At 68.7% G+C, this 18,859-nt stretch carries 17 protein-coding genes and 2 pseudogenes; 7 read left to right on the forward strand and 12 right to left on the reverse strand.

Features of this window, described 5'->3' with window-relative positions; genetic code table 11:
• Positions 1 to 138 precede the first annotated feature (138 nt).
• From ACIP79_RS18945 to ACIP79_RS18955, 3 genes and pseudogenes are all read right to left on the reverse strand, one after another.
• Positions 139 to 387 carry a DUF3237 family protein gene (locus tag ACIP79_RS18945; RefSeq protein WP_401224988.1) on the reverse strand — a complete coding sequence of 83 codons (249 nt, stop codon included), beginning with the start codon at positions 385 to 387 and terminating at the stop codon, positions 139 to 141.
• Positions 377 to 664: pseudogene (locus ACIP79_RS18950) on the reverse strand (DUF3237 family protein); the annotation flags it as partial. The pseudogene ACIP79_RS18950 and the gene ACIP79_RS18945, both read right to left, overlap by 11 nt.
• Complete coding sequence (locus tag ACIP79_RS18955; RefSeq protein WP_401224991.1) at positions 661 to 1,089, reverse strand: ATP-binding cassette domain-containing protein; 429 nt, start codon at positions 1,087 to 1,089, stop codon at positions 661 to 663. The gene ACIP79_RS18955 and the pseudogene ACIP79_RS18950, both read right to left, overlap by 4 nt.
• Between ACIP79_RS18955 and ACIP79_RS18960 the strand changes: the two genes are divergently transcribed.
• Positions 1,006 to 1,179, forward strand: coding sequence for a hypothetical protein (locus tag ACIP79_RS18960; protein ID WP_401225018.1), 174 nt, complete (start codon positions 1,006 to 1,008; stop codon positions 1,177 to 1,179). The two genes, ACIP79_RS18955 and ACIP79_RS18960, sit on opposite strands and share 84 nt — an antisense overlap.
• Positions 1,180 to 1,539: 360 nt before the next feature.
• Here the strand turns inward: ACIP79_RS18960 and ACIP79_RS18965 are convergent, their stop codons facing one another.
• Positions 1,540 to 3,621, reverse strand: coding sequence for a DUF1996 domain-containing protein (locus ACIP79_RS18965; RefSeq protein WP_401224644.1), 2,082 nt, complete (start codon positions 3,619 to 3,621; stop codon positions 1,540 to 1,542).
• Positions 3,622 to 4,138: 517 nt separating this feature from the next.
• On the opposite strand from ACIP79_RS18965, the gene ACIP79_RS18970 reads away from it, so the two are divergent.
• Complete coding sequence (locus ACIP79_RS18970) at positions 4,139 to 4,729, forward strand: TetR family transcriptional regulator (RefSeq protein ID WP_401224646.1); 591 nt, start codon at positions 4,139 to 4,141, stop codon at positions 4,727 to 4,729.
• Between the two features lie 12 nt (positions 4,730 to 4,741).
• On the opposite strand, the gene ACIP79_RS18975 is transcribed toward ACIP79_RS18970, so the two are convergent.
• The gene (locus ACIP79_RS18975) at positions 4,742 to 5,758 is read right to left on the reverse strand and encodes an SMP-30/gluconolactonase/LRE family protein (RefSeq protein ID WP_401224648.1); all 1,017 of its coding nucleotides are present in this window, start codon (positions 5,756 to 5,758) and stop codon (positions 4,742 to 4,744) included.
• A gap of 235 nt (positions 5,759 to 5,993) precedes the next feature.
• On the opposite strand from ACIP79_RS18975, the pseudogene ACIP79_RS18980 reads away from it, so the two are divergent.
• Positions 5,994 to 7,804: pseudogene (locus ACIP79_RS18980) on the forward strand (flavin-containing monooxygenase).
• Between the two features lie 143 nt (positions 7,805 to 7,947).
• Here ACIP79_RS18980 and ACIP79_RS18985 read toward each other — a convergent pair.
• A complete protein-coding gene (locus ACIP79_RS18985; protein WP_401224650.1) occupies positions 7,948 to 8,454 on the reverse strand; it encodes a hypothetical protein in 507 nt (168 codons plus the stop codon).
• A gap of 130 nt (positions 8,455 to 8,584) precedes the next feature.
• Here ACIP79_RS18985 and ACIP79_RS18990 point away from each other — a divergent pair, with 130 nt between their 5' ends.
• Positions 8,585 to 9,745: a serine hydrolase domain-containing protein gene (locus tag ACIP79_RS18990; RefSeq protein WP_401224653.1), complete on the forward strand. Its 1,161-nt coding sequence runs from the start codon at positions 8,585 to 8,587 to the stop codon at positions 9,743 to 9,745.
• Between the two features lie 429 nt (positions 9,746 to 10,174).
• On the opposite strand, the gene ACIP79_RS18995 is transcribed toward ACIP79_RS18990, so the two are convergent.
• Positions 10,175 to 10,543 carry a VOC family protein gene (locus ACIP79_RS18995; RefSeq protein WP_358313197.1) on the reverse strand — a complete coding sequence of 123 codons (369 nt, stop codon included), beginning with the start codon at positions 10,541 to 10,543 and terminating at the stop codon, positions 10,175 to 10,177.
• A gap of 62 nt (positions 10,544 to 10,605) precedes the next feature.
• On the opposite strand from ACIP79_RS18995, the gene ACIP79_RS19000 reads away from it, so the two are divergent.
• Entirely contained in the window at positions 10,606 to 11,064 is a 459-nt protein-coding gene (locus ACIP79_RS19000) for a MarR family winged helix-turn-helix transcriptional regulator (protein ID WP_401224655.1), read from the forward strand.
• Between the two features lie 357 nt (positions 11,065 to 11,421).
• Here ACIP79_RS19000 and ACIP79_RS19005 read toward each other — a convergent pair whose 3' ends face one another.
• Entirely contained in the window at positions 11,422 to 13,035 is a 1,614-nt protein-coding gene (locus ACIP79_RS19005) for a cellulase family glycosylhydrolase (RefSeq protein WP_401224657.1), read from the reverse strand.
• Positions 13,036 to 13,450: 415 nt separating this feature from the next.
• On the opposite strand from ACIP79_RS19005, the gene ACIP79_RS19010 reads away from it, so the two are divergent.
• Complete coding sequence (locus tag ACIP79_RS19010; RefSeq protein ID WP_383687790.1) at positions 13,451 to 13,708, forward strand: hypothetical protein; 258 nt, start codon at positions 13,451 to 13,453, stop codon at positions 13,706 to 13,708.
• Positions 13,705 to 14,076: a fic family toxin-antitoxin system, toxin component gene (locus ACIP79_RS19015; RefSeq protein WP_401224659.1), complete on the forward strand. Its 372-nt coding sequence runs from the start codon at positions 13,705 to 13,707 to the stop codon at positions 14,074 to 14,076. Before ACIP79_RS19010 ends, ACIP79_RS19015 begins: the two co-directional genes overlap by 4 nt.
• A gap of 46 nt (positions 14,077 to 14,122) precedes the next feature.
• On the opposite strand, the gene ACIP79_RS19020 is transcribed toward ACIP79_RS19015, so the two are convergent.
• Genes ACIP79_RS19020 through ACIP79_RS19035 form a run of 4 tightly spaced genes read right to left on the reverse strand, consistent with a single transcriptional unit; the run spans position 14,123 to position 18,801 of the window.
• The gene (locus ACIP79_RS19020) at positions 14,123 to 15,004 is read right to left on the reverse strand and encodes an anchored repeat-type ABC transporter permease subunit (protein WP_401224660.1); all 882 of its coding nucleotides are present in this window, start codon (positions 15,002 to 15,004) and stop codon (positions 14,123 to 14,125) included.
• Entirely contained in the window at positions 15,001 to 15,750 is a 750-nt protein-coding gene (locus ACIP79_RS19025; RefSeq protein WP_401224662.1) for an anchored repeat-type ABC transporter ATP-binding subunit, read from the reverse strand. The genes ACIP79_RS19020 and ACIP79_RS19025 overlap by 4 nt, the downstream gene beginning before the upstream one ends.
• Positions 15,743 to 17,272 carry a TIGR03773 family transporter-associated surface protein gene (locus ACIP79_RS19030; protein ID WP_401224664.1) on the reverse strand — a complete coding sequence of 510 codons (1,530 nt, stop codon included), beginning with the start codon at positions 17,270 to 17,272 and terminating at the stop codon, positions 15,743 to 15,745. The genes ACIP79_RS19025 and ACIP79_RS19030 overlap by 8 nt, the downstream gene beginning before the upstream one ends.
• Positions 17,269 to 18,801 (reverse strand): anchored repeat ABC transporter, substrate-binding protein, encoded by a 1,533-nt coding sequence (locus ACIP79_RS19035; protein ID WP_401224665.1) that lies wholly within the window; start codon positions 18,799 to 18,801, stop codon positions 17,269 to 17,271. Before ACIP79_RS19035 ends, ACIP79_RS19030 begins: the two co-directional genes overlap by 4 nt.
• Between the last annotated feature and the right edge of the window lie 58 nt (positions 18,802 to 18,859).

Below are 18,859 nucleotides of genomic sequence, written 5' to 3' on the forward strand. Positions count from 1 at the left end.
GTGACACTTCAGGCCCCCGTACACCCGTTCTGGTGCGACCTGTCGGCCTGCCCGGAAGCTCTCCCGGGCGAGTGCCGTCCTGATCGGTTGCCAAGTGGGAGCGCACCGGAGTGGGTCGCGAAAACGCCCCGCTGGGCGTCAGTCGACCGAATACATGCGGATCACCACCACGTCGTGCTCGGGCCGGGCCAGGCCGACGAAGACCGTTCCGGCGAGCCAGCGGTGGGCGGGCGCGTCGGTGCGGAAGACGGGGGAGGTCCGGTAGTAGTGGCCGGCGTGAGAGGTCTGGAGGCCGTCGTCGTACTGGTCCGGGCCGGCGGGGGTCGGGCCGGTAGAAGCCGCGATTCGCGATGTCGATGACCGCGCCGTCCTCGGCGCGGAGCAGATAGCGCGCGTCGAGTTCGCAGACCTCGCCGCGGGTGCTGCTCCAGTCGCCGCCGCCCGCCAGGACCGTGCCTCGTAGCCGGGGACCGTCCACGGGGCCGCCGGTGATGGGCGTGAAGTCGGTGACCTCGCCGTCACCGTGGCCGATGTGCAGGGTTTCGCCGACCTGGGCCCTGATCTCGAAGGCGAAGGTCAGTCCGGGGGTGGTGGACATGGATGTGGCTCCGTTCGTGAGTGCGGTGCGGTGGGCGGCCGTCGGGTCTTCGGAGGGACGGCTCATGGGGCGCTGACGCCCGTGGCGCGGCGGCGGGGTTTCCAGCCGTGGCGGGGCACCGAGTCCAGCAGTGCGCGGGTGTAGGGGTCCTGTGGGTCTTCGAGGACGGCACCGGTGGAGCCGCGTTCGACGATCCGGCCGCGGTGCATGACGGCGATGTCGTCGCAGACGTGCTGCACGATGCCGAGGTCGTGGGTGATGAACAGGTAGGCGACACCGGTGTGTTCGCGGATCTCCCGCAGCAGGGTGACGATCTGGGCCTGCACGGACACGTCGAGGGCGGCCACCGCCTCGTCGAGCACCAGAGCACGCGGCCTGACGGCCAACGCCCGCGCGATGGCGTTGCGTTGGCGCTGCCCCCCGGACAGGGCGCGGGGCAGGGACCGGGCCTCTCGGGCATCGAGCCCCACCTGGCCGAGCAGTTCGGCCACCCGCGCGGCGAGGGCATCGCCCCGCAGGTCGGTGTGGAGTGCGACGACCTCGCCGAGGCAGTCCCCGACGCGCTGGCGCCGGTCCAGTGAGGACCGCGATTTACGCCGATTTCGGTGGGCGCTCGCTTGTGATCTCGCGGTCGGCGGCGCGGCGCGGCTCAGCATGGCGCAGCACGGCACGGCGTGGCGCAGCACGGCGTGGCGTGGTGTCGCGGGGATGCGCGTCTCCCGTTGGGCGGTGCGGTGAGTGTCGGCTGCTGGAGGTGTCGAAACGCCGTCAGAGTGCGGCGGCACAGCGGTCCGGGCGTCACCGCTTGGACCGAGTCCCCCGTGAACCGACGACTGCGAAGGCTGCGGTCCTGTCCGTGTCGCAGACCCTGCACACCTCCAACGACGTCGCTGAGGACGACTCCAGCAGGAGTCGTCCTCAGCTCTCGCCGTGCGGCGGGGTTACAGGGCGCTCCGCCTGATCCTGCGGAGCAGCACGAACCCGGCGATCACGAAGATCCCGCCGATCGCGGCCGGCCACAGCTGCGCGCCGGTGTCGGCGAGCCCGCCGCCCGCGCTGGCCTGCGGTTCGGTCTGCGAGCCGGCCGACGGAGCGGATCCGGCCACCGGTGCGGTCGACGCGGCGTTCCCGAGGTCGCCCGCACCTTCGTGTGATCCGTTGTGCGAGGCACCGGATCCAGCGGCGTGGCCCGATGAGGGGGTGTCGACCTTGGCCTCCGCGTCGACGGGCGGTGCGTCGTCACCGGCCGGCTCGGTTCCCGGCTCGGTGCCCGGCGTGTCGGCCGTGGGCTCCGCGGTCTGGCCGCCGTCATCGTCACCGGGGGCCTGGCCGCCGTTGTCGTCGGACGGGTCGTCGGCGGTGGGTGCCGGCTGCTCAGAGGGCTCCTCGGAGGCGTTCGGGGGCTCCGCACTCTCCGAGGGGTTCGGGGGCTCGGCGCTCTCGGACGGCTCCTGCGGCTCATCCGTCTCCCCGGGGTCCGGGGAGTTGTCGTCACCCGCGCCGACCCCGCACTTCCGGCCCTGGTTGATGCAGTCGACCGCGTCCTTCATGAGACCTTCGTCAAAGACGTTGATGAAGTCGCCGTGGTCGGTGACCGGCTTGTGCAGCTGCTCCGGGAAGGAGTCCACCGCGAACAGCGGCGACGTACGGCCACCGTCGTTCAGGCTCGGCGCGTCGACGTCGTAGACGATGCGCTGCACCAGTTGCGGGATGGCCTTGAACCCGCCGGGGCAGTTGCCCTCGGCGTCCTGGAACGCCACGTGGGTGCGGTGGTTGGCGCTGTCGATGTTCGCCCCGTCCCAGCAGCTCTGGAACCTGAACGTGCGGACCACGTCGCTGCCCTGAGGGCAGACCGGGTACTTGTCCTTCAACTGCCGGTCCTCCAAGCCCGTGCAGCTCCAGGACGCGTTGGCGTTCGCGGTGCCGTTGACGAAGGCCTTGGCGTCACCGGTGATGATGCGCAGCAGGCGCGGCATGGCGGTGACCGCGCCGCGCGCGTTGCCCACGAAGGTCAGCGTGGCCTGCTTGGGCGTGACGATCTCACCGGCGTTGCCCTCGGTGCCGCCGCCCGCCGCGTCGGCGTCGCTTTCGCGGATGCCGTTCTGGAGACGCAACACCGGCCAGAAGTAACTGGACTTGTCGCCCTGGTCCTGGCAGGTGGTCTCCGCTCCCGCGAGGTCGTCGTCACTGGCGAAGGCGTTGTTGGACTGGTTGCCGACGTAGTCGTGGAAGTGGTGCGCGCCGTTGGTGACGCCGGGTGCCACGATGACGTTGTCGGAGTTGAACACGCCGTTCGCGTTCACACCGCAGCTCGTGACGAACTCGCCGGTGGACGCGCCGTTCTGGGGCTGCGGGGTCTGCGCGGCGGGCTGCACGGAGTTGATGTCGGCGAAGTCCGCGACCACGGGGCCGTTGCCGGCCGGCGCGGCGCCACCCTCTTGGCCGTCCTGTCCCTCGCCCTGCTCGTCCTGGCCTTGCTCGTCCTGCTCGTTCTGGCCTTGATCCTGCTGGCCCTGGTCGCCGCTCTCGTCCGTGCCGCTCTGGTCACCGCTGGAACGAAGGGTGCAGGCTTCCAGGCCGTCGAGTCCCTCGGGCCGGTCGCCCGCGGCGTCGACGGCGGAGACGATACGGCCGATCGACTCGGACCGCTTCTCCTTCAACGGGTTCATGACCGCGTCGGCGTCGCTGTCGCCGTTCTGCTCCATCTGGGCCCCGTCGGAACGGAGTTGCTGATAGGCCTCGGCGATCTGCTGGTCAAGTGTGGCGAGTTCCTTGTCGACGTCGCCCTTCGCGGCGTCCGGAACGGACGTCAACTTGTCACCGACGTCAGGGCAGTCGATGGTGGCCGCTCCGGCGGACAGGACATGACTACCCGCGCCCTGCGCGCCTCCACCCGAACCGCTCTCGGTGGCCGAGGCATAGACGTTGACGGCGACGAGCCCGCCTCCGCCCAGAATCAGCGCGACTGCTGCAGAGGTTGCGCGTCGTGCGCCCGTGGGGCGTCTGCGCCTGTTGCGTCCCAAGGAAATGCTCCTACGCGTTGTGGTCGGCCCCGCTTGAAAAACCCCCAGCCCTATACGCAAGGGAGCGGCGGTGTGTTCAGCCGTCCCCCGAATTCACAGCAACCCCGTTGGGAGCGACGGTCCGAGACGTCCTTGCCACCACCCCCGCGCAGGCACGCAACGGGCGTACCGGCCCCGCCCGACGGCCGCACGCGAACCCTCCGCGCTCACACCGACCGCCTGACGCCGGCCTGGTGGGAGCACTGCACCCCCTGGGCCGCGGGAGAGTATCCGATCCGGTGGGACAGGACCGGATGCTCTGCCGCCCCTGCCGTAGACACGCCCAGGGCCGCGGCAGGAGGCGGATCAAAAATCAAGGCCTTCGACCCGGCGGCGACGGCGTCGATCTTCGTCTCGGCCCCAGCCCGCGAACTATCACGCTTGCCGTATCACGCCAGCCATGCCACGGAGGTCGCACACGCGGCACGCGCCGTGCGTCCCGAGGGCTCCTGTCTGATTCGACCGATACCCTTCCGGGGTGACGCAGCAGTCCTCGCCGGTTGAACGGCGGCCCGCGAACCAGGGGCCGAAGGCCGCTGCCCGCAACCGGGCCGCTCTGGTCGTCGCTGCCCGAGAGGTCTTCGCGGAACACGGCCTGGGGGCACCGCTGTCAGCGATTGCCCGCCGCGCCGGCGTGGGGCAAGGCGTTCTCTACCGGCATTTCCCCGACCGAACCGCCATGGCCAGTGCGGTTCTGGAGGAGAACGTGCGCCAGGTGGAGCAGGCGGCCGCCGAAGAAGGAGCGACTCTCTCCGCTGTTCTCGGAGTCATGACCTGGCACCTGACGGAGTCCGCCGCTTTCATCGGCCTCCTGCATGCCGACGGGGCGACGAACCTGTCCGACATCAGCGCGCACGCGGTGTCACTGTCTGGGCGAGTGGAGCATGCCCTGCGTGTACACCTGCCGCCCGGCGACCGGCTGGCCGCATCGGACGACCTCATGCTGGCAGTCGCCATGGTCTCTGGTGCTGTCACCGGCCCCACTCGAGAGCAGCGGGAGCGCCGGGCGCTGGCAGCCTGGCGGTTGCTCGACGTCGAAGTGGGACCGGTGCGGCCCTACGAGGTGTGAAGTGAGAGGGCGTCAGCCTCCGTTGGATTGCCGGGTACCCTCCGCGAGGGCATCGAAGGAGTACAGATAGCCCCCGGCGGGCCCGCTGACGGTCATGTAGGCCGTCCTCCCACCGGGTGTGATCGCCACGTTCGTCGCGGACGTGAGCCCCTTGGTGCTCCCCGGAATCTCGACCGTCGAAAGGCGTTGGCCGTACTTGTCGAACACGCCCATAGCGGGCCGACCGTGCAGAGCCTGATAGAGGTTGCCGCTCCTGTCCACGGCGATCGAGTCGGTCTCGGCGATCCCGCCGTCGACACGGATGGCGGTGTGCTGGGACACCACTGCACCGGATGAGTCGAGGCCGAGGTAGGAGATCCGGTTCTGGGTGAGCTCGCTGATCCACAACCCACTGAAGTCGTCATCGAATGAGACCCCGTTCGGCGAGGCTAGGCCCTCGGCCAGGACGGTGACCTTCCTCCCCGTGCGGTCGATCCGCACGATGCGGCCGTGCGCCTTGTTCTCGGACAGGCCACGCGAGTCGCTGATGTACAGGTTGCCCTCCTCGTCGAAGGCGATGTCGTCGGGATTCATCTGCGCTCCCTCGACGTCGCCGGAGAAGAAGGTCCGCGGATCGCTGCCGTCCGGGGCCAGGCTCACGACCCTGCCCTGTGCGTAGTCGGTCAGGTAGAGCCGCCCGTCGTCAGGGCTGAACTGGGCAGAGGTGTAGGCCCCGTGGCCGTCGGTGTGGACCGCCCGTGATGTCTTCTTGGCCAGGTTGACGCGCAGCAACTTAGGGGCGCCCGCAGGCGCGGTGACGTCGACGACGAACAGGCTGCCGTCCTTCGCGAAGGTCGGGCCTTCCAGCAAGGTCATCCCGCTCTCCACATGCACCTTGGTCAACTGCATGACCTGCTGCGCGCGGATGGTCCCGTCGGCTCCGAGGTGGGCGGGCTCGCTGCCGGGATCACCTGATTCCGTACCGCATCCCGTCAGGGCCAGCGTGCCGATCGTCGCGAGGGTGGCAAGGAGCCGGACCGGGATTCGCATGGTGAGGATCACTCTTCCTGTCTGTCTGTCTGTCCGGGGGGAGGGTGGGCGAGTTCGTCGTTGGCACGCGGTCCTGGAGGCGGCCGCCGCACCGCGTGGGCAGGCCTTGGCCGGATACCGATCCTGCACGGCACAGCAACCGGACATTGTTGTCCGGTTGTTGTTACGGTAGCCGCCGATCGCCCGCCCCAGGGGCGGCGCGTACCAGCAGATCGACGAGAAATGGGGCCCCCACATGACACCCCCTCAAACCCTCACCCAGGACCAGCTCATCGCACTGCGGGAGCGCTACCGGTACGAACGCGAGCGACGTGTACGCCCGACGGGCCCAGCCAATACCGCGCCACCGAAGCCGAATTCGGCTACTACGCCGAGGACCCGTACGCGGGAGACCGGACTGAGCGCGATCCGCTGCGCGACGAAGTCGACGTCGCGGTGATCGGAGGCGGCTTCGGCGGGATCCTCACCGGGGCGCGCCTGCGGCAGCAGGGAGTGGAGCGTGTCCGAATCGTCGAGAAGGGCAGCGACTTCGGAGGCACCTGGTACTGGAACCGGTACCCGGGCATCCACTGCGACGTCGAGTCGCACGTGTACCTGCCGATGCTCGACGAGACCGGCCACGTGCCGGGCTGGAAGTACGCTCCCGGCGAGGAGATCCGCCGCCACGCCGTACGAATCGCCGACACGTACGGCCTCTACGCGGATGCCCTCTTCTCCACCACCGTCACCGCGCTGAACTGGGACGAGACCTCCGAGACGTGGATCGTCGCCACCAACCGCGGCGACGTCTTCCGTGCCACATATGTGGTCACCGCCACCGGAACCCTCTCGGAGCCCAAACTTCCCGGAATCCCCGGCATCGAGGACTTCAAAGGTCACACCTTCCACACATCACGCTGGGACTACGGCTACACGAGCGGCACCCCCGACGGAGGCCTGACCGGGCTCTCGGGCAAGAGGGTGGGAGTCGTCGGCACGGGTGCCACCGGCGTACAGGTCATTCCGATGTTGGCCGAAGATGCCGGGCACGTGTACGTCTTCCAGCGCACACCCTCCAGCGTGGACGTACGTGCCAACCGTCGTACCAGTGCCCAGGAGGTGGGCGCCGACCGCGACGGCTGGGCACGCGAACGCCGCGACAACTTCCTGCGCATCGTCTCCGGCGAGACCGTCGAACAGGACCTTGTGGCGGACGCCTGGACCGTGTCGGCAGGTCTCCTGGAGAAACTCCTGCCGAGCTTCCGTCGGCAGGCGGAGCGGACGGATTTCGAAGCCGCCTATGAAATCGCCGATGCCCCCAAGATGAACGAACTCCGCACCCGCGTCGAGCAGACCGTCACCGACCCTGAGACGGCGCAGAAGCTCAGGCCCTGGTACCGGTACGCCTGCAAGCGCCCTGCCTTCTCCGACAAGTACTACCCGGCGTTCAACCGCGACAACGTCACCCTGGTCGACACGGCAGACACGCATGGCATCGAGCGCGTCACCGAACGCGGCGTGGTGGTCGGCGAATTGACCTACGAACTCGACTGCCTCATCTTCGCCACGGGTTTCTCCGTCGGCGCGTCCGGCATCCAGTCCGGCAAGATCCCCGTTCGGGGCCGGGGAGGGACCCAGCTGCATGACACGTGGGCGCGGCGGGGCCCACGTACCCTGCACGGGTTCACCAGCAACGGCTTCCCGAACCTGATCCAGCTCGGTTCACTGCAGAACGCCAGCAGCGTCAACTTCACACACGTCCTGGACGAGCAGGCCGTGCACGCAGCCGCCCTTGTCGCGGCAGCCGAAGCAGGCGGCGCCCTCGTCGAGCCCACCCGTGAAGCCGTGAACGACTGGATCGCGGTGCTGTCCAAGGACGCCCCCGACCACGAGTGGTTCCATGCCGAATGCACCCCCGGCTACTACAACCGAGAAGGTCGCGGCCGGCCCAACGGCCCGATCGCCTACCCACACGGTGCATTCGCCTTCCACCGACTGCTGAAACGCTGGCGCGAGGACTCCATGGGAGAGATCCTTCACCCCAGGAAGGCACCTCAGACCGTGTAGACGCTGCTGGCGAGACCCGTCCGCCAGTGATCGGCACGGGCGAGTCAGTGGACACGAACCGGCTTCTCAGGGAAGCGGCTCACCACCGGGTAGCCCGTGAACCATCAGCCCAAGTGCCAGGACGTCGATTCGCTCGCGAGGAGTCACAGGCGGGCCGACACCGGAGTCCGCAGCACCTCTTCCTCGTCGGTGAAGGCGCCGGACGCCGTCGCCCCGCCGAGGAGCAGGGTGAGGAGCGCCGCTGCGCCGACGAGTGTCCACCGCGTATGCCATGGCCTGGTTCGCGTGCGCGTGCGCGTGGGTGTGGGTGTGGCGGGTCCGGTCGGGATGCTTGGGGGCGCGATGTTGGTGGGTGTGGCGTCTATGGGTACGGGCCCGCACGCGATGTCAGTACGGGCGTTGAGCCAGGCTTGCGCCTCGTCGCCCCGGATTCCGCAGGCTGTTACGAACGCCGCGAGGAGTTCCTCGCGGGGAAGTCGATCCCTGCCGAGCATGGTCGCCGCCGTGGAGTACGGCAGACAGTGGCCTGCCTCCGTCGCGTGGCGTTCCAGGCGGCGGTAGCTCAGGCCCGACCAGGCCTTGAGGCGCCGCAGGGCTGCCATGAAGGCGGCAGCGTCGGTGTCCGGCGGTGTGGGCGGTGCGGTGGTCATGATGGTAGTCCCCCTGTTGAGCTGGACGTACACGTGCTCGCACAAGCTCGAACACCCTGACAGCTTGAGGAATGGCGGCAGTGACGGTCAACCTCGTTGCGGATTCCCGATGTTGGAGGTCATAGCTTGTATGGGTCTGCTCTGCCGCCGTCGCACCCGCGTCGCCACCGCCGCCATGGCGGCCCTGTTGATGCTGGGCGCGTGCGCCGAGGAGGGCACCGCCGGGCGCCCGGCCACCGGGTCCGCTGCGGCCGGCCCGAAGGCGCGGGGCGGGGAGTCGATCGCCGACTTCCTCCATCGTGTCCTGCCCGCGGGGGCGGGCGCCAGCGTGATCGCCGCACGCGGTGATGAACTCGCGTACTGCGAGGGGTTCGGGTTGGCGGACCGCGCCTCGGGCACTCCCGCGAGCTGCCGCACCGTGTACGACATCATGTCGATCACTAAGCAGTTCACGGCCGCGGCGATCCTGAAGCTGGAGGTGATGGGGCAGCTGCGGGTGAGCGACCGGATCAGCTGGTTCTTGGGACCGGTGCCCAAGGGCAAGCGTGACATCACGATCGACCAGTTGCTCACGCACACCTCGGGTCTCCCCGAAGGGCTCGGCGACGACTACGAGCCCGTGTCGCGCGATGAACTGGTGCGGCAGGCGCTGGCGTCGAAGCCGCAGTCGGCTCCGGGGGAGGAGTTCCACTACTCGAACACCGGGTACAGCCTGCTCGCTGCGATCGTCGAGGTGGCGTCCGGGGAGGGATACGAGCCGTTCCTGGCCCGCCACCTGTTCGCCCCGGCCGGGATGGAGCGGACCGGATACGTCCTCCCCAGGTGGCCGCGGAACCTGGTCGCGGTGGAGTACGACAGCCAAGGGCGCAGCCAGGGCAGGCCCTTCGACCACCCCTGGGCCGCCGATGGGCCGTACTGGCACCTGCGGGGCAACGGCGGCATGCTCTCCACCGCCGAGGACATGTTCCGCTGGCACCAAGCTCTCTCGGGCGACGAGGTGCTGCCGGAGCGGGCCAGGCGGAAGTTGTTCGCGCCACGCGTACGGGTCCCCGGGCTGGACGGCTCGTACGGATACGGCTGGGCCGTCCGCGAGACCCCCGACGGACGGTCCGTCTGGCACAACGGCGGCAACGACTGGTCGCTCGCCGACCTCACGAGGTCGCTTCGCGACGGCGTCCTCGTCTTCTGGGTGAGCAACCACGCATACCAGGACGGCAAGTGGAACCTGGAGGACCAGGCGGAGGAGCTCACGCGGGGCATCGCCGACCGAGTCCGCTCCGAGCACCGATGAACCAGTGACCGCTTCAAGCACAAGGGCTGGATCAGGAGTCCCCTTCTCTCCAGGGAGATGTGGGGGTAGGACCGCACTCGGCTTGCTCATGGCGCTGGCGGCTGTACTTGCCGTTGTTCCGCTCGCGAATGCCGGCCAGGCCCAGACCGTCGCTTGCTGCGGCATGCCGCCCGGCCAAACACAAGCTGAACGGGTAGACGGCCCAGGTTTGATCGAGGTTCGGCTTCCACACGGAGGTACTGGGGCCGGAGTGGTCAGCTCGCACACACGAGCTGTTGCCGTGCGAGCCGGTCCGCGCGCTGCCGAGGAGGGTCAAGAGGCTGGTGTCCGTCAGCGTGACGGCGCACCCGAGTGAGAGTTCAGGCAGGACCCTGCGGCAGAGAGATTCAGTGTGGACGTTCTCGATCTCGACGCCGCATGTGTGCTCTGTCAGGCGCGGTCGTGGAGCGTGACCTGGTAGCCGTCAGGGTCGGCGAAGGTGAATGTCCGGCCGAAGGGGCCGTCGATCGGTGCGGACACGATGGTGTGACCGTCGGCGACGAGGGCGTCGTGGATTGCCTGGACGTCGGTGGCGTGGAGCCAGATCGCGGCACCGATGCCGGGCTGGGCAACAGATGCGAGATCGGTGCCGGGAACGACTTCGCGGAGTGCGAACGCGATCGGCTTCGTCTCGAAGACAACGGCGTGCGGAGGTCCGGCCTGGGAGCGGACGAGGCCGAGGTACTGCTCGTAGAACGCCTGCGAAGCGTCGAGATCACGCGCTTGGAGTGAGATGAAGTCGGGGCCGGTAGCGGGCATGACGAAACTCCTTCTTCCGTGTCAGTATTCTGACACGGGTCAACCTATGTCAGACTCCTGACATGAATCAAGACGGTGTCGGCGTCGACTTGGAGACGTCACTGGGCTACCTGCTCAAAGAGGCGTCGAGTGTCCTGCGCACAGCCATGGAGGAGGTGCTGCGGCCGCTCGGGATGAGCGTGACGCACTACTCCTGCCTTGAGCTGCTGGCTCAACGGCCGGGCCTGTCGAACTCCGAGCTCGCGCGGGGCGCGTTCGTGACCCGGCAGTCGATGAACGTGCTGCTCCAGGCACTGGAGCGGGACGGCTACGTGACCAGGCCCGCGGAGGCGCCCGTCGGGAAGGTACTTCCCGCACGGCTCACGCCTCGTGGCCGACGGAGCCTGGAGAAGGCGACCGTAGCGGTCCGGTCCGTCGAGGTCAGAATGCTGGCCGGCATGAGCGAGGCCGAGCGGTCAGTCGCGTTCCGGATCCTGCGGAGCATGATCCATTCCCTCCGCGATGGCGACGACGATGCGTAGTTTGCGTCCGGACAGGAGTGGCTCCAGGACTTCACCGACCCGGCGGCGGGGCAGCCCCGCCAGCTCGGCCAGTGACGACAGGTGTGCCTGGTCGGTGCGGCCGGGATGGGCACCGCACGGCTCGGTGCGCACGCCGAGCAGGCGCGCGTCGGGCCTGATCGTGTCGTTCACCGTCGAGTCCGGAAAGGTGACGGGTTCTTCGGTCTGAACGGGGCGGGGAAGCCCACCGCGCTCCGGTGGCCTCTCCGTCATGCGACCACGCCGATGTGGGACAGGCGTCGAGCTGACACGGCACGCGTTCTTGGAACGGTGTGCGCCGTGTCAGCTGAGGGCCCTGTCGACGAGTTGGGACGGGGGTCAGGTGGTCGGGAAGTTGTCCGGGGTGCGGATCTGGTCGCGGATCCAGGTTCCGGCGGGCTTCAACTGCGCGGTCCCGGTCCAGGGTCCGCCGGCATTGCAGGTGCCCGGCCTGAACACGGCACCGGAGCGGTCGTCGTCGGAGAAGTTCCAGTTCACCCAGCTGATCTTCTTGGCCGCCAGCAGGTCCAGGTAGCGCTTGGACATGGTGAAGTCGTTCGCTCCCTCGCCGGCGGAATTCTGCGTGCCGAACTCGGTGACGAACAACGGGAGTTTGTCGGCCGCGCGGGACAGTGTGCTCAGGTACTCGTCGTCGTGCGAGGCGGCGTAGAAGTGGAAGGTGTACATGATGTTGGTGGCGTTCACCGGGTTCGCCGTGATCTCGTTCTCGTCGCTGCCGTCCGAGACGCCGAGGGAGGACCACGCGCGGGTGCCGACCAGGATCGGGGTGTTCGGGTCCTGTTGCCGGACGACGGGAATCAACTGCTCGGCGTAACTCTTGATCCGTGACCAGGCGACACCGTTTGGCTCGTTGGCGATCTCGTAGATCAGGTTGGTCTTGGCGCGGTGTCGCTGCGCTATCTCCGTGAAGAACGTCTTGGCGCGGGCCAGGTTGTGGTTCGGGTCACCCGGCGTGAGCTGGTGCCAGTCGACGATCACGTACAGGCCGCGGGCGGTGGCCTGTTCGATGAGGCTGTGTGCCAGGTCGGTGAACCGGCGCGGGTCGCTCTCGTAGCCGCCCTCCTGGACGTACGTGGACACCCGCAGGACATCGGCGCGCCAGTCGGTGGCCAGCGCGTCGAGTGAGCCGCTGGTCAGGCACTGGCTGTACCACTGGGTGCCGTGGCTGCTCATCCCGCGCAGTTGGATGGGGTTGCCGTACTGGTTGCAGAGCTTGGTGCCGCAGACCTTCAGCCGTCCGTTGATCCCGGCGGGGGTGCCGGCGCCGGGTCCGCCCGGGCCTCCCGGGTCGTCGGCGGTGTCGACGGACAGGTGGTCCACGTTGGGGCCGCCGTTGGAGGTGGTGGCGGTTGCCCGGATGATGTTGGCACCGGTCTTCAGCGTGGCGTTGAGGGTGGCGGTGGACCAGTTCGTCCAGGCGCCCGTGCCGGCGAAGGCTCTGGCGGCGGCGATGTTCGTGCCGTTGACGGTGATGTCCATGGCGCGGTTGGCGGTGGTGCCGTTGGCGAAGCGCAGGGTGAGTGCTGCGGAGCCGTCCTTGCTCGCGTCGACCGTCCACTGGACGTAACTGCCCGTAAGGTTCTCGTAGTTGACGAACCCGTGGCCTGTGAAGCCGGCGTGGTTGGACTCCACGACACCTCGCGACACGGTGGCGTCTTCCGCCTCATGGACGACGGCGGCCTGCGCGGCGGGCGGCGGCGCGGGAAGGGCAGGGGCGGGCGTCCCGGCCGAGGCCGGGAGCGCGGCGGCAAGGGCGACCGCTAAGGCGGCGGCGGAGGTACCGATACCGCGGATCCCGGAACGGGACAGGCGCAGCGGTTTCATTGGGGACTCCAATGCGTGAGGGGTGGTCAAACGTCTCCGCAGGCAGGACACATGGCGAAGACTGTAAGGAAACTTTCCTAACGTTTTAAAGAAGTAGCAGTGGCGCATCGTGGAGGCAAGGGGTGTGACGTGAGGCTCAGGGGGCGTCGCCGCCGCGTTGCCGCCTCGGCGGGGAAGGTGGGCGGCAGTGGAACTGGGCGTTTGTCGTGGTCATGCGGCGTGAGCCGGCGCGCCGTCGGTTGCGGAGGGCTCGGTGCGGATTCCCGGCGTATCCGCCGGCGCGCGTCCGGCGGATCGCGGCGGCCGCTGGTCCCCTCGGTCGCGACGGAACGCGATCCTCATGCGGTGATGGGATGTCGACGGGGAAGCCGACGCGGGCGCCGACAGGCTCGGCTCGCCGGGCCGCTCAACCGTTCAACCGCTCAACCGAAGAGAGTGGTCCCTCCGGGGAGGTGTGCCGTGCCTCGGATCTCCGTTCAGGGGCGCGGTGTCGTACTTGGTACCACCCTGCTACCATTCCCTTGTGACTTCCACAAAGAAGCAGACTCAGGTGAGGCTGGGGGAGGACGTGCTGGAGGCCGGTAAGGCCGCCGCGCGCGCCCGTCGGCTGGACTTCAACAAGTACGTGGAGCGGCTCATCATCGAGGACACGACCGGTGCCCGCGCAGCAGGCATGACCGCAGCCCAGCGGCTGATCGATGAACACGGTGGATTCCTCGACGATCTGGAAGAACAGCTCGACGCCCCGTACGCCGATCCGCAGTCGGGCGCTGCCGCGTGATCCTGCACGTCGACGAATCCTGGATCCTCGAAGTAGCGGAACGGGCCGGGCGCCGTGACCCTGCCCCCGACGACTACGGTGTGCCCATCGCCGCTGTCGCCCGCCACCGCGGAGAGCTCCTCGACACCCCGGTCTACGACGGCCCGTACGCCCGCGCGGCAGCCCTGGTGCACACCCTGGGCCGCTGCCGCTGGCTGGAGCGCTCCAACCTCACCGTCGCCTGTGCCGCGGCCGTCATGTATCTCGAGGCCAGCAACATCCCCGTCAGCCCCACCCGCGAACAACTCACCGCGCTCGCGCACGAGTTGAACAACCCCCGCTGCACCGCCGAACGGGTCGCCTCCTTCCTGCGTACCTGGAAACCCTGACTCAGGCATCCTCGCCAGCCAAACTTCGAGGAGGCCGAAAACACGCTCAGCTGCCGGCCGCGACCAGGGACCCGGCGTCCGGGCGTCGGACCAGCTTCGCCAGCAGCCCGTGACGCGGTGCCAGCGACCAGGTCAGGACGAACAGGCCGGTCAGCACCACGACGACCGAACCGCCCGCGGCCAAGTCGTACGTGTACGAGACGTAGAGCCCGACGATGCTCCCCAGGCATCCCACGGTCGAGGCCAGCACGGTCATGGCCCACAGTCGCTCGGTGAGCATGCGGGCCGTGGCCGCAGGCGTGATGAGCAGGGCGAGGACGAGAATGTTGCCCACCGCTTCGAGAGACATCACGATCGTCGTGGTGACCAGGATGTACAGGGTGAGGTCAAGGCGGAACACCGGCAGACCCGCACACCTGGCCGTCTCGCGGTCGAGGCTGACGGCCACGAGTTCTTTGCCGATCGCCAGGACGATCAGGACGAGCGCGGCGCCGATGACGGCCACGGTCCACACGTCCCCGGCGCTGACCGCCAGGACCTGCCCGAACAGGAAGGACGACAGATCCGTGGTCCAACTGTCGCGCGTGGAGACCAGTACGATGCCGAGTCCGAACGCGAAGGCGAAGAAGACACCGATGACGGTGTCCTCCTTCAACCGCCGGTTCTGCGAGACGAAGGCGATCAGCACGGACGTGGTGACGCCGGCCGCGGCACCGCCGAGCAACAGGTTGCCCTGGAAGGCGTAGGCGAGGGCCACCCCCGGGAACGCCGAGTGGGCCACGGCGTCACCGATGAACGCCATGCCGCGCAGCACGACATAGACCCCGACGACACCACACACCGCACCGATGATCGCCGCCACGACGAATGCCCTCTGCATGAAGGGCAGTTGCCAGGGGTCCGTGAGGAAACCGATGAGGGCGTTCATGGTGCGGTCACCGTGCCGATCGCGCGGTCCAGGCCGAAGGCCCGCAGCATCTGCTGTGGATCGGACAGGAGTTCCGGTCCGCCCGCGGCGACGACGGTGCGGTTGAGCAGCACCACCCGGCCACAGGTACGGGCGGCTGTGGCCAGGTCGTGAGTGGTCATCAGCAGCCCTTTGCCTTCCGCCGCCAGCCGGGCCAACAACTCGCTCAACAGTTCCTGAGTGGGAACGTCAACCCCCGTGAACGGCTCGTCCAGGAGCAGGACACTCGGGCCGGCGGCCAACGCCCGGGCCACGAGGACCCGTTGCCGTTGACCACCGGAGAGCTCGCCGACCGGTCGGCGCCGCAGATCGGTGAGTCCGGTCAACTCCAATGCCTGGTCCACCGCAGCCCGGTCCGCGGCACCCGGTCGGCGCAGCCAGCCGATCCGCCGGGTGCGGCCGGCCAGGACCGCTCCCGCGATGTCGATGGGGAAGTCCCAGGCGAACTCGTGTCGCTGCGGTACGTAGCCGACCCCCTGCCCGGACCGGCGCCCGGTCCGGCCCTCCACGGTGACCTCCCCGGCGGCCAGCGGCACCAGTCCGAGGGCGGCGCGCAACAGCGTTGTCTTCCCAGCCCCGTTGGGGCCGATGAGACCGACCAGTTCCCCGGCGCCGACAGACAGATCAGCCCGCTCCAGGACGGTCCGTCCGCTGAGGGACACCGTCGCGCCGACGACTCGTAGCAGCGGGTCCGTGCCGTCAGCCATGTGCGGTCCTTCTGCGTCGGGCGACCAGGAAGCAGAGGACGCCCGCCGCGGTGAGCGCGGCGGCCGTCGTACCGGCCATCACGGCGCCGCCGGTGCCGGTCGAAGCCATCAGCCCGTCGGAGCCGTTCGATGCCGACCCGCCCGTGGAGCCGGAACCCGGGCCGGATGCGTCCGAGGAATCCGCGGAACCCGAGGAGTCGACGGAACCCTTGTCCGACTCGTCGCTCGGTGACACCGTCGACGGATCGGTGTCACCGACCACGAAGGTCACCGTCTCCGTGTCGCTCACGGCCTTCCCGTCGGCGAGCTTCCCGCTCATCCTGAACGTCAGCCGGTACGTGCCCTGTTCGGTGAACGCCCAGCCGCCGTGCGCGTGCGTGTTCTGCGCGACCTCGAAGGAATCCGGCACCCCGTCCCTGCTGTTGAAGAGGACGTCCGCGCCGGACATGGCGTCGTAGGTGTAGAGCGCGTAGGCGCCGGGGCCGTCGGCCGCGATGAGCGAGAACTTCACGCCTGCCTCGCTGGCCCCGGCCACGATGTTGTCGGTCGACCAGCCGGGCCACAACAGGCCCTCCTGCTGCACCTGGTCCAGCAGCCAGACCGGGTCACCGGCCCTACCGAGAAACGTGAAGTCGTCGTTGACCGGGATGGAGTTCTTCGCGGCGGGCTTGACCCGCAGGACGACGGAGGACGGCTCGCGCCAGACGGTCTTCCCGGCGACCGTGCCATCCTTGAGATGAAGCTGCAAGCTGCCACCGATGACCCGTGCGGCGAAGTCGACGTGTCCGTCGGCGAGCACCTTTTTCTCGGACACGACGTCCCCGTCGCCGGTGGCGGCCAGTGAGTTTGCCGTGTCAGCTTCTCCCGCCCGCGCACCGAACTCCTCTGCCGGTCCCATGGCCCCGCGCCGCTCGACGATGTGTGAGAACGCGGGATCCTCCGCGACCGGAACGTCCGCTGCCTCCCTCTCCTCACCAGGGGACGTGTCGTCGACCGGCGCCGCAGCGCCCACCACCACGGTGTACACGGTGCCCACCGAAAGTTCGTGGCCTTCCGGAGTCGTAGCCTCGGCGCTGAAGATGATCTGGTAGGTGCCGTCCGCGCTGAACTCCCAGCGGGTGTCGTCCCGTGCACCGACAGGCAGTTCTCGTACGTCGGGCCGCGCGTCGCCGCTGTCGAAGACCGGCACGCCGCCGTCCCCGTCGTACACCTTCAGCACCCCCGGGCCCTCAAGCCCGGTGAGGGACCACCGCACCTTGTCTCCGGCGACCGCACCCCCAGGTACGCCGGTGGTGTCCCAGCCCGGCGCCGAGTCGTCCTTCGTCCCCGCCTGCCCGACCCGCACCACATGCGAGGTGTCCGCCGGGTCCAGGGTGAGCGCCCCGTCCGTGTAGGCGATCCTGCCCAGCTCCCCGACCGTGTCCGTCACGTCGTCGGCGACGGCGAATCCGCCGCTCTGCGTCATCGTGGCCGCGAGGACCACGGCCACGACGGTCCGCCGGCTTCTGCGCATACTGCTCATCGGGCTGTTCCCCCCAGGCACTCGGCGAGTTCCGTCGCGTTGTGCCGCATCATCGAGACGTAGCTGTGGATCCTGTCGTCGAACGAGTCGCCGTAGAGGCTGCAGATGCCGACCCCCTGGTCCTCGGCGACCCGGCGCAGTACGTCGGCGCGGGCCGCCAGATTCGGTTCCAGGAAGACGGCGGGCACGCGCTTGTCCCGGATGGTGTTGCCGAGTTCCTCCAACTCGGCTGCGCTGGGCTCCTGGTTCGGCACAGGGACGACGAAGCCCACCACCTCCATGCCGTAAGCCTTCGCGAGGTAGCCGAAGGCGTCGTGCGTGGTGACGAGTTTGCGGTTCTCCGCAGGCACCGTGGCCAGCGTCCTGGCGACTTCCTCGTCGAGGGCGCCGAGCGTCCTGAGACAGTCGGCGGCGTTCCTCTCGTAGGTCGCTCTGCCGGCCGGGTCGGTCTTCACCAGTTCGGTCTCGATCCGGCGTACGTACGCCTCGGCGTTGGCGACGTCCTGCCAGGTGTGGGGGTCGAGGTCACCGTGTACGTGCTTGCCGATCACTGCCTGCGGCAGCACCCACAGGTCGTCACCGGGGGCGCCGAGGAAGGCGTACGGCTTCTTCGCCGGGACCGACTCTCGTGCCCGGTCGGGTACGTCGATCACCACGTCCTCGGCGGCTGTGCGTCTCGGCTCACCGCTCTCGTCATCGGCGCGGACGTACACCTTCCCGGTCTCCGCGTTGAGCGCGATGTCGGCATGCCCACTGTCCAACACCTCGGACCCGGCGGGCGCTCGGGTGTCGTCGCCCACGGTGAAGGTGAAGGTGCCGCTGCCGATCTCCTCACGACGTCCGTCGAGGGCTTCGGTCCGTCCCTTGACGGTGAGCCGGTAGATGCCTGGCTCGCTGAACGCCCAGTTGACGTGCGTGTGTGCCTCGGGCGGCAGCGTGAAGGAGTCGGCCTCGCTGAAACCGTCGGAGGAGTCGACGTACACCTTGGGCCTGCCGAGCGTGTCGGTGAGGTAGACCCGCAGATCGCCGGGGCCTTCCAGCTTCGTGGCCGTCGTACGCACCTGTGAGCCCGCCCCTGCGACTTCTCCCTCGACGGCCCAGCCGAGCCAGACCACGTCGAGGCCGAGGTCCTCCTCCAGTTTGATCACGGTGCCGCCGTACTCTTCGAGCTTCTCGCCCAGTTCGATCTTCGGGACGGACTTCCCGGCGTTGGTGTGAACCATCTTCATGATTCCCGGCTCCTCCAGCAGCAGGCCGTTGCTGAAGACGACATCGGCGCGGGTGACCCCGGTCGCGTCCCCGGGGCTCGGCTCGTACGAGTGCGGATCGCCGTGGCGAGGCACGATCGAGGTGACGTCGACACGGTCGCCGCCGACCTGTTCCACCAAGTCGGCGAGGACGGGGGTGGTCGTCGACACGGTCAACTCCGCCGTGGAAGCGTTGCCTTCAGGACTCCCGCATCCGCTGAGCAGTGCGGTCGCCGCGAGCAACGCGCCGGCGAGGGGGGTGTGTCTGGGGTGGCCCCGCATGGGGCTCCTCCTTTGCTGGGACGTGTCTGTGCCGCGTGAGACGGACCGGGGCGCTGTG

Origin of the sequence: Streptomyces sp. NPDC088747 (genome assembly GCF_044751025.1) — a bacterium.
In the GTDB taxonomy this organism is placed as follows: domain Bacteria; phylum Actinomycetota; class Actinomycetes; order Streptomycetales; family Streptomycetaceae; genus Streptomyces.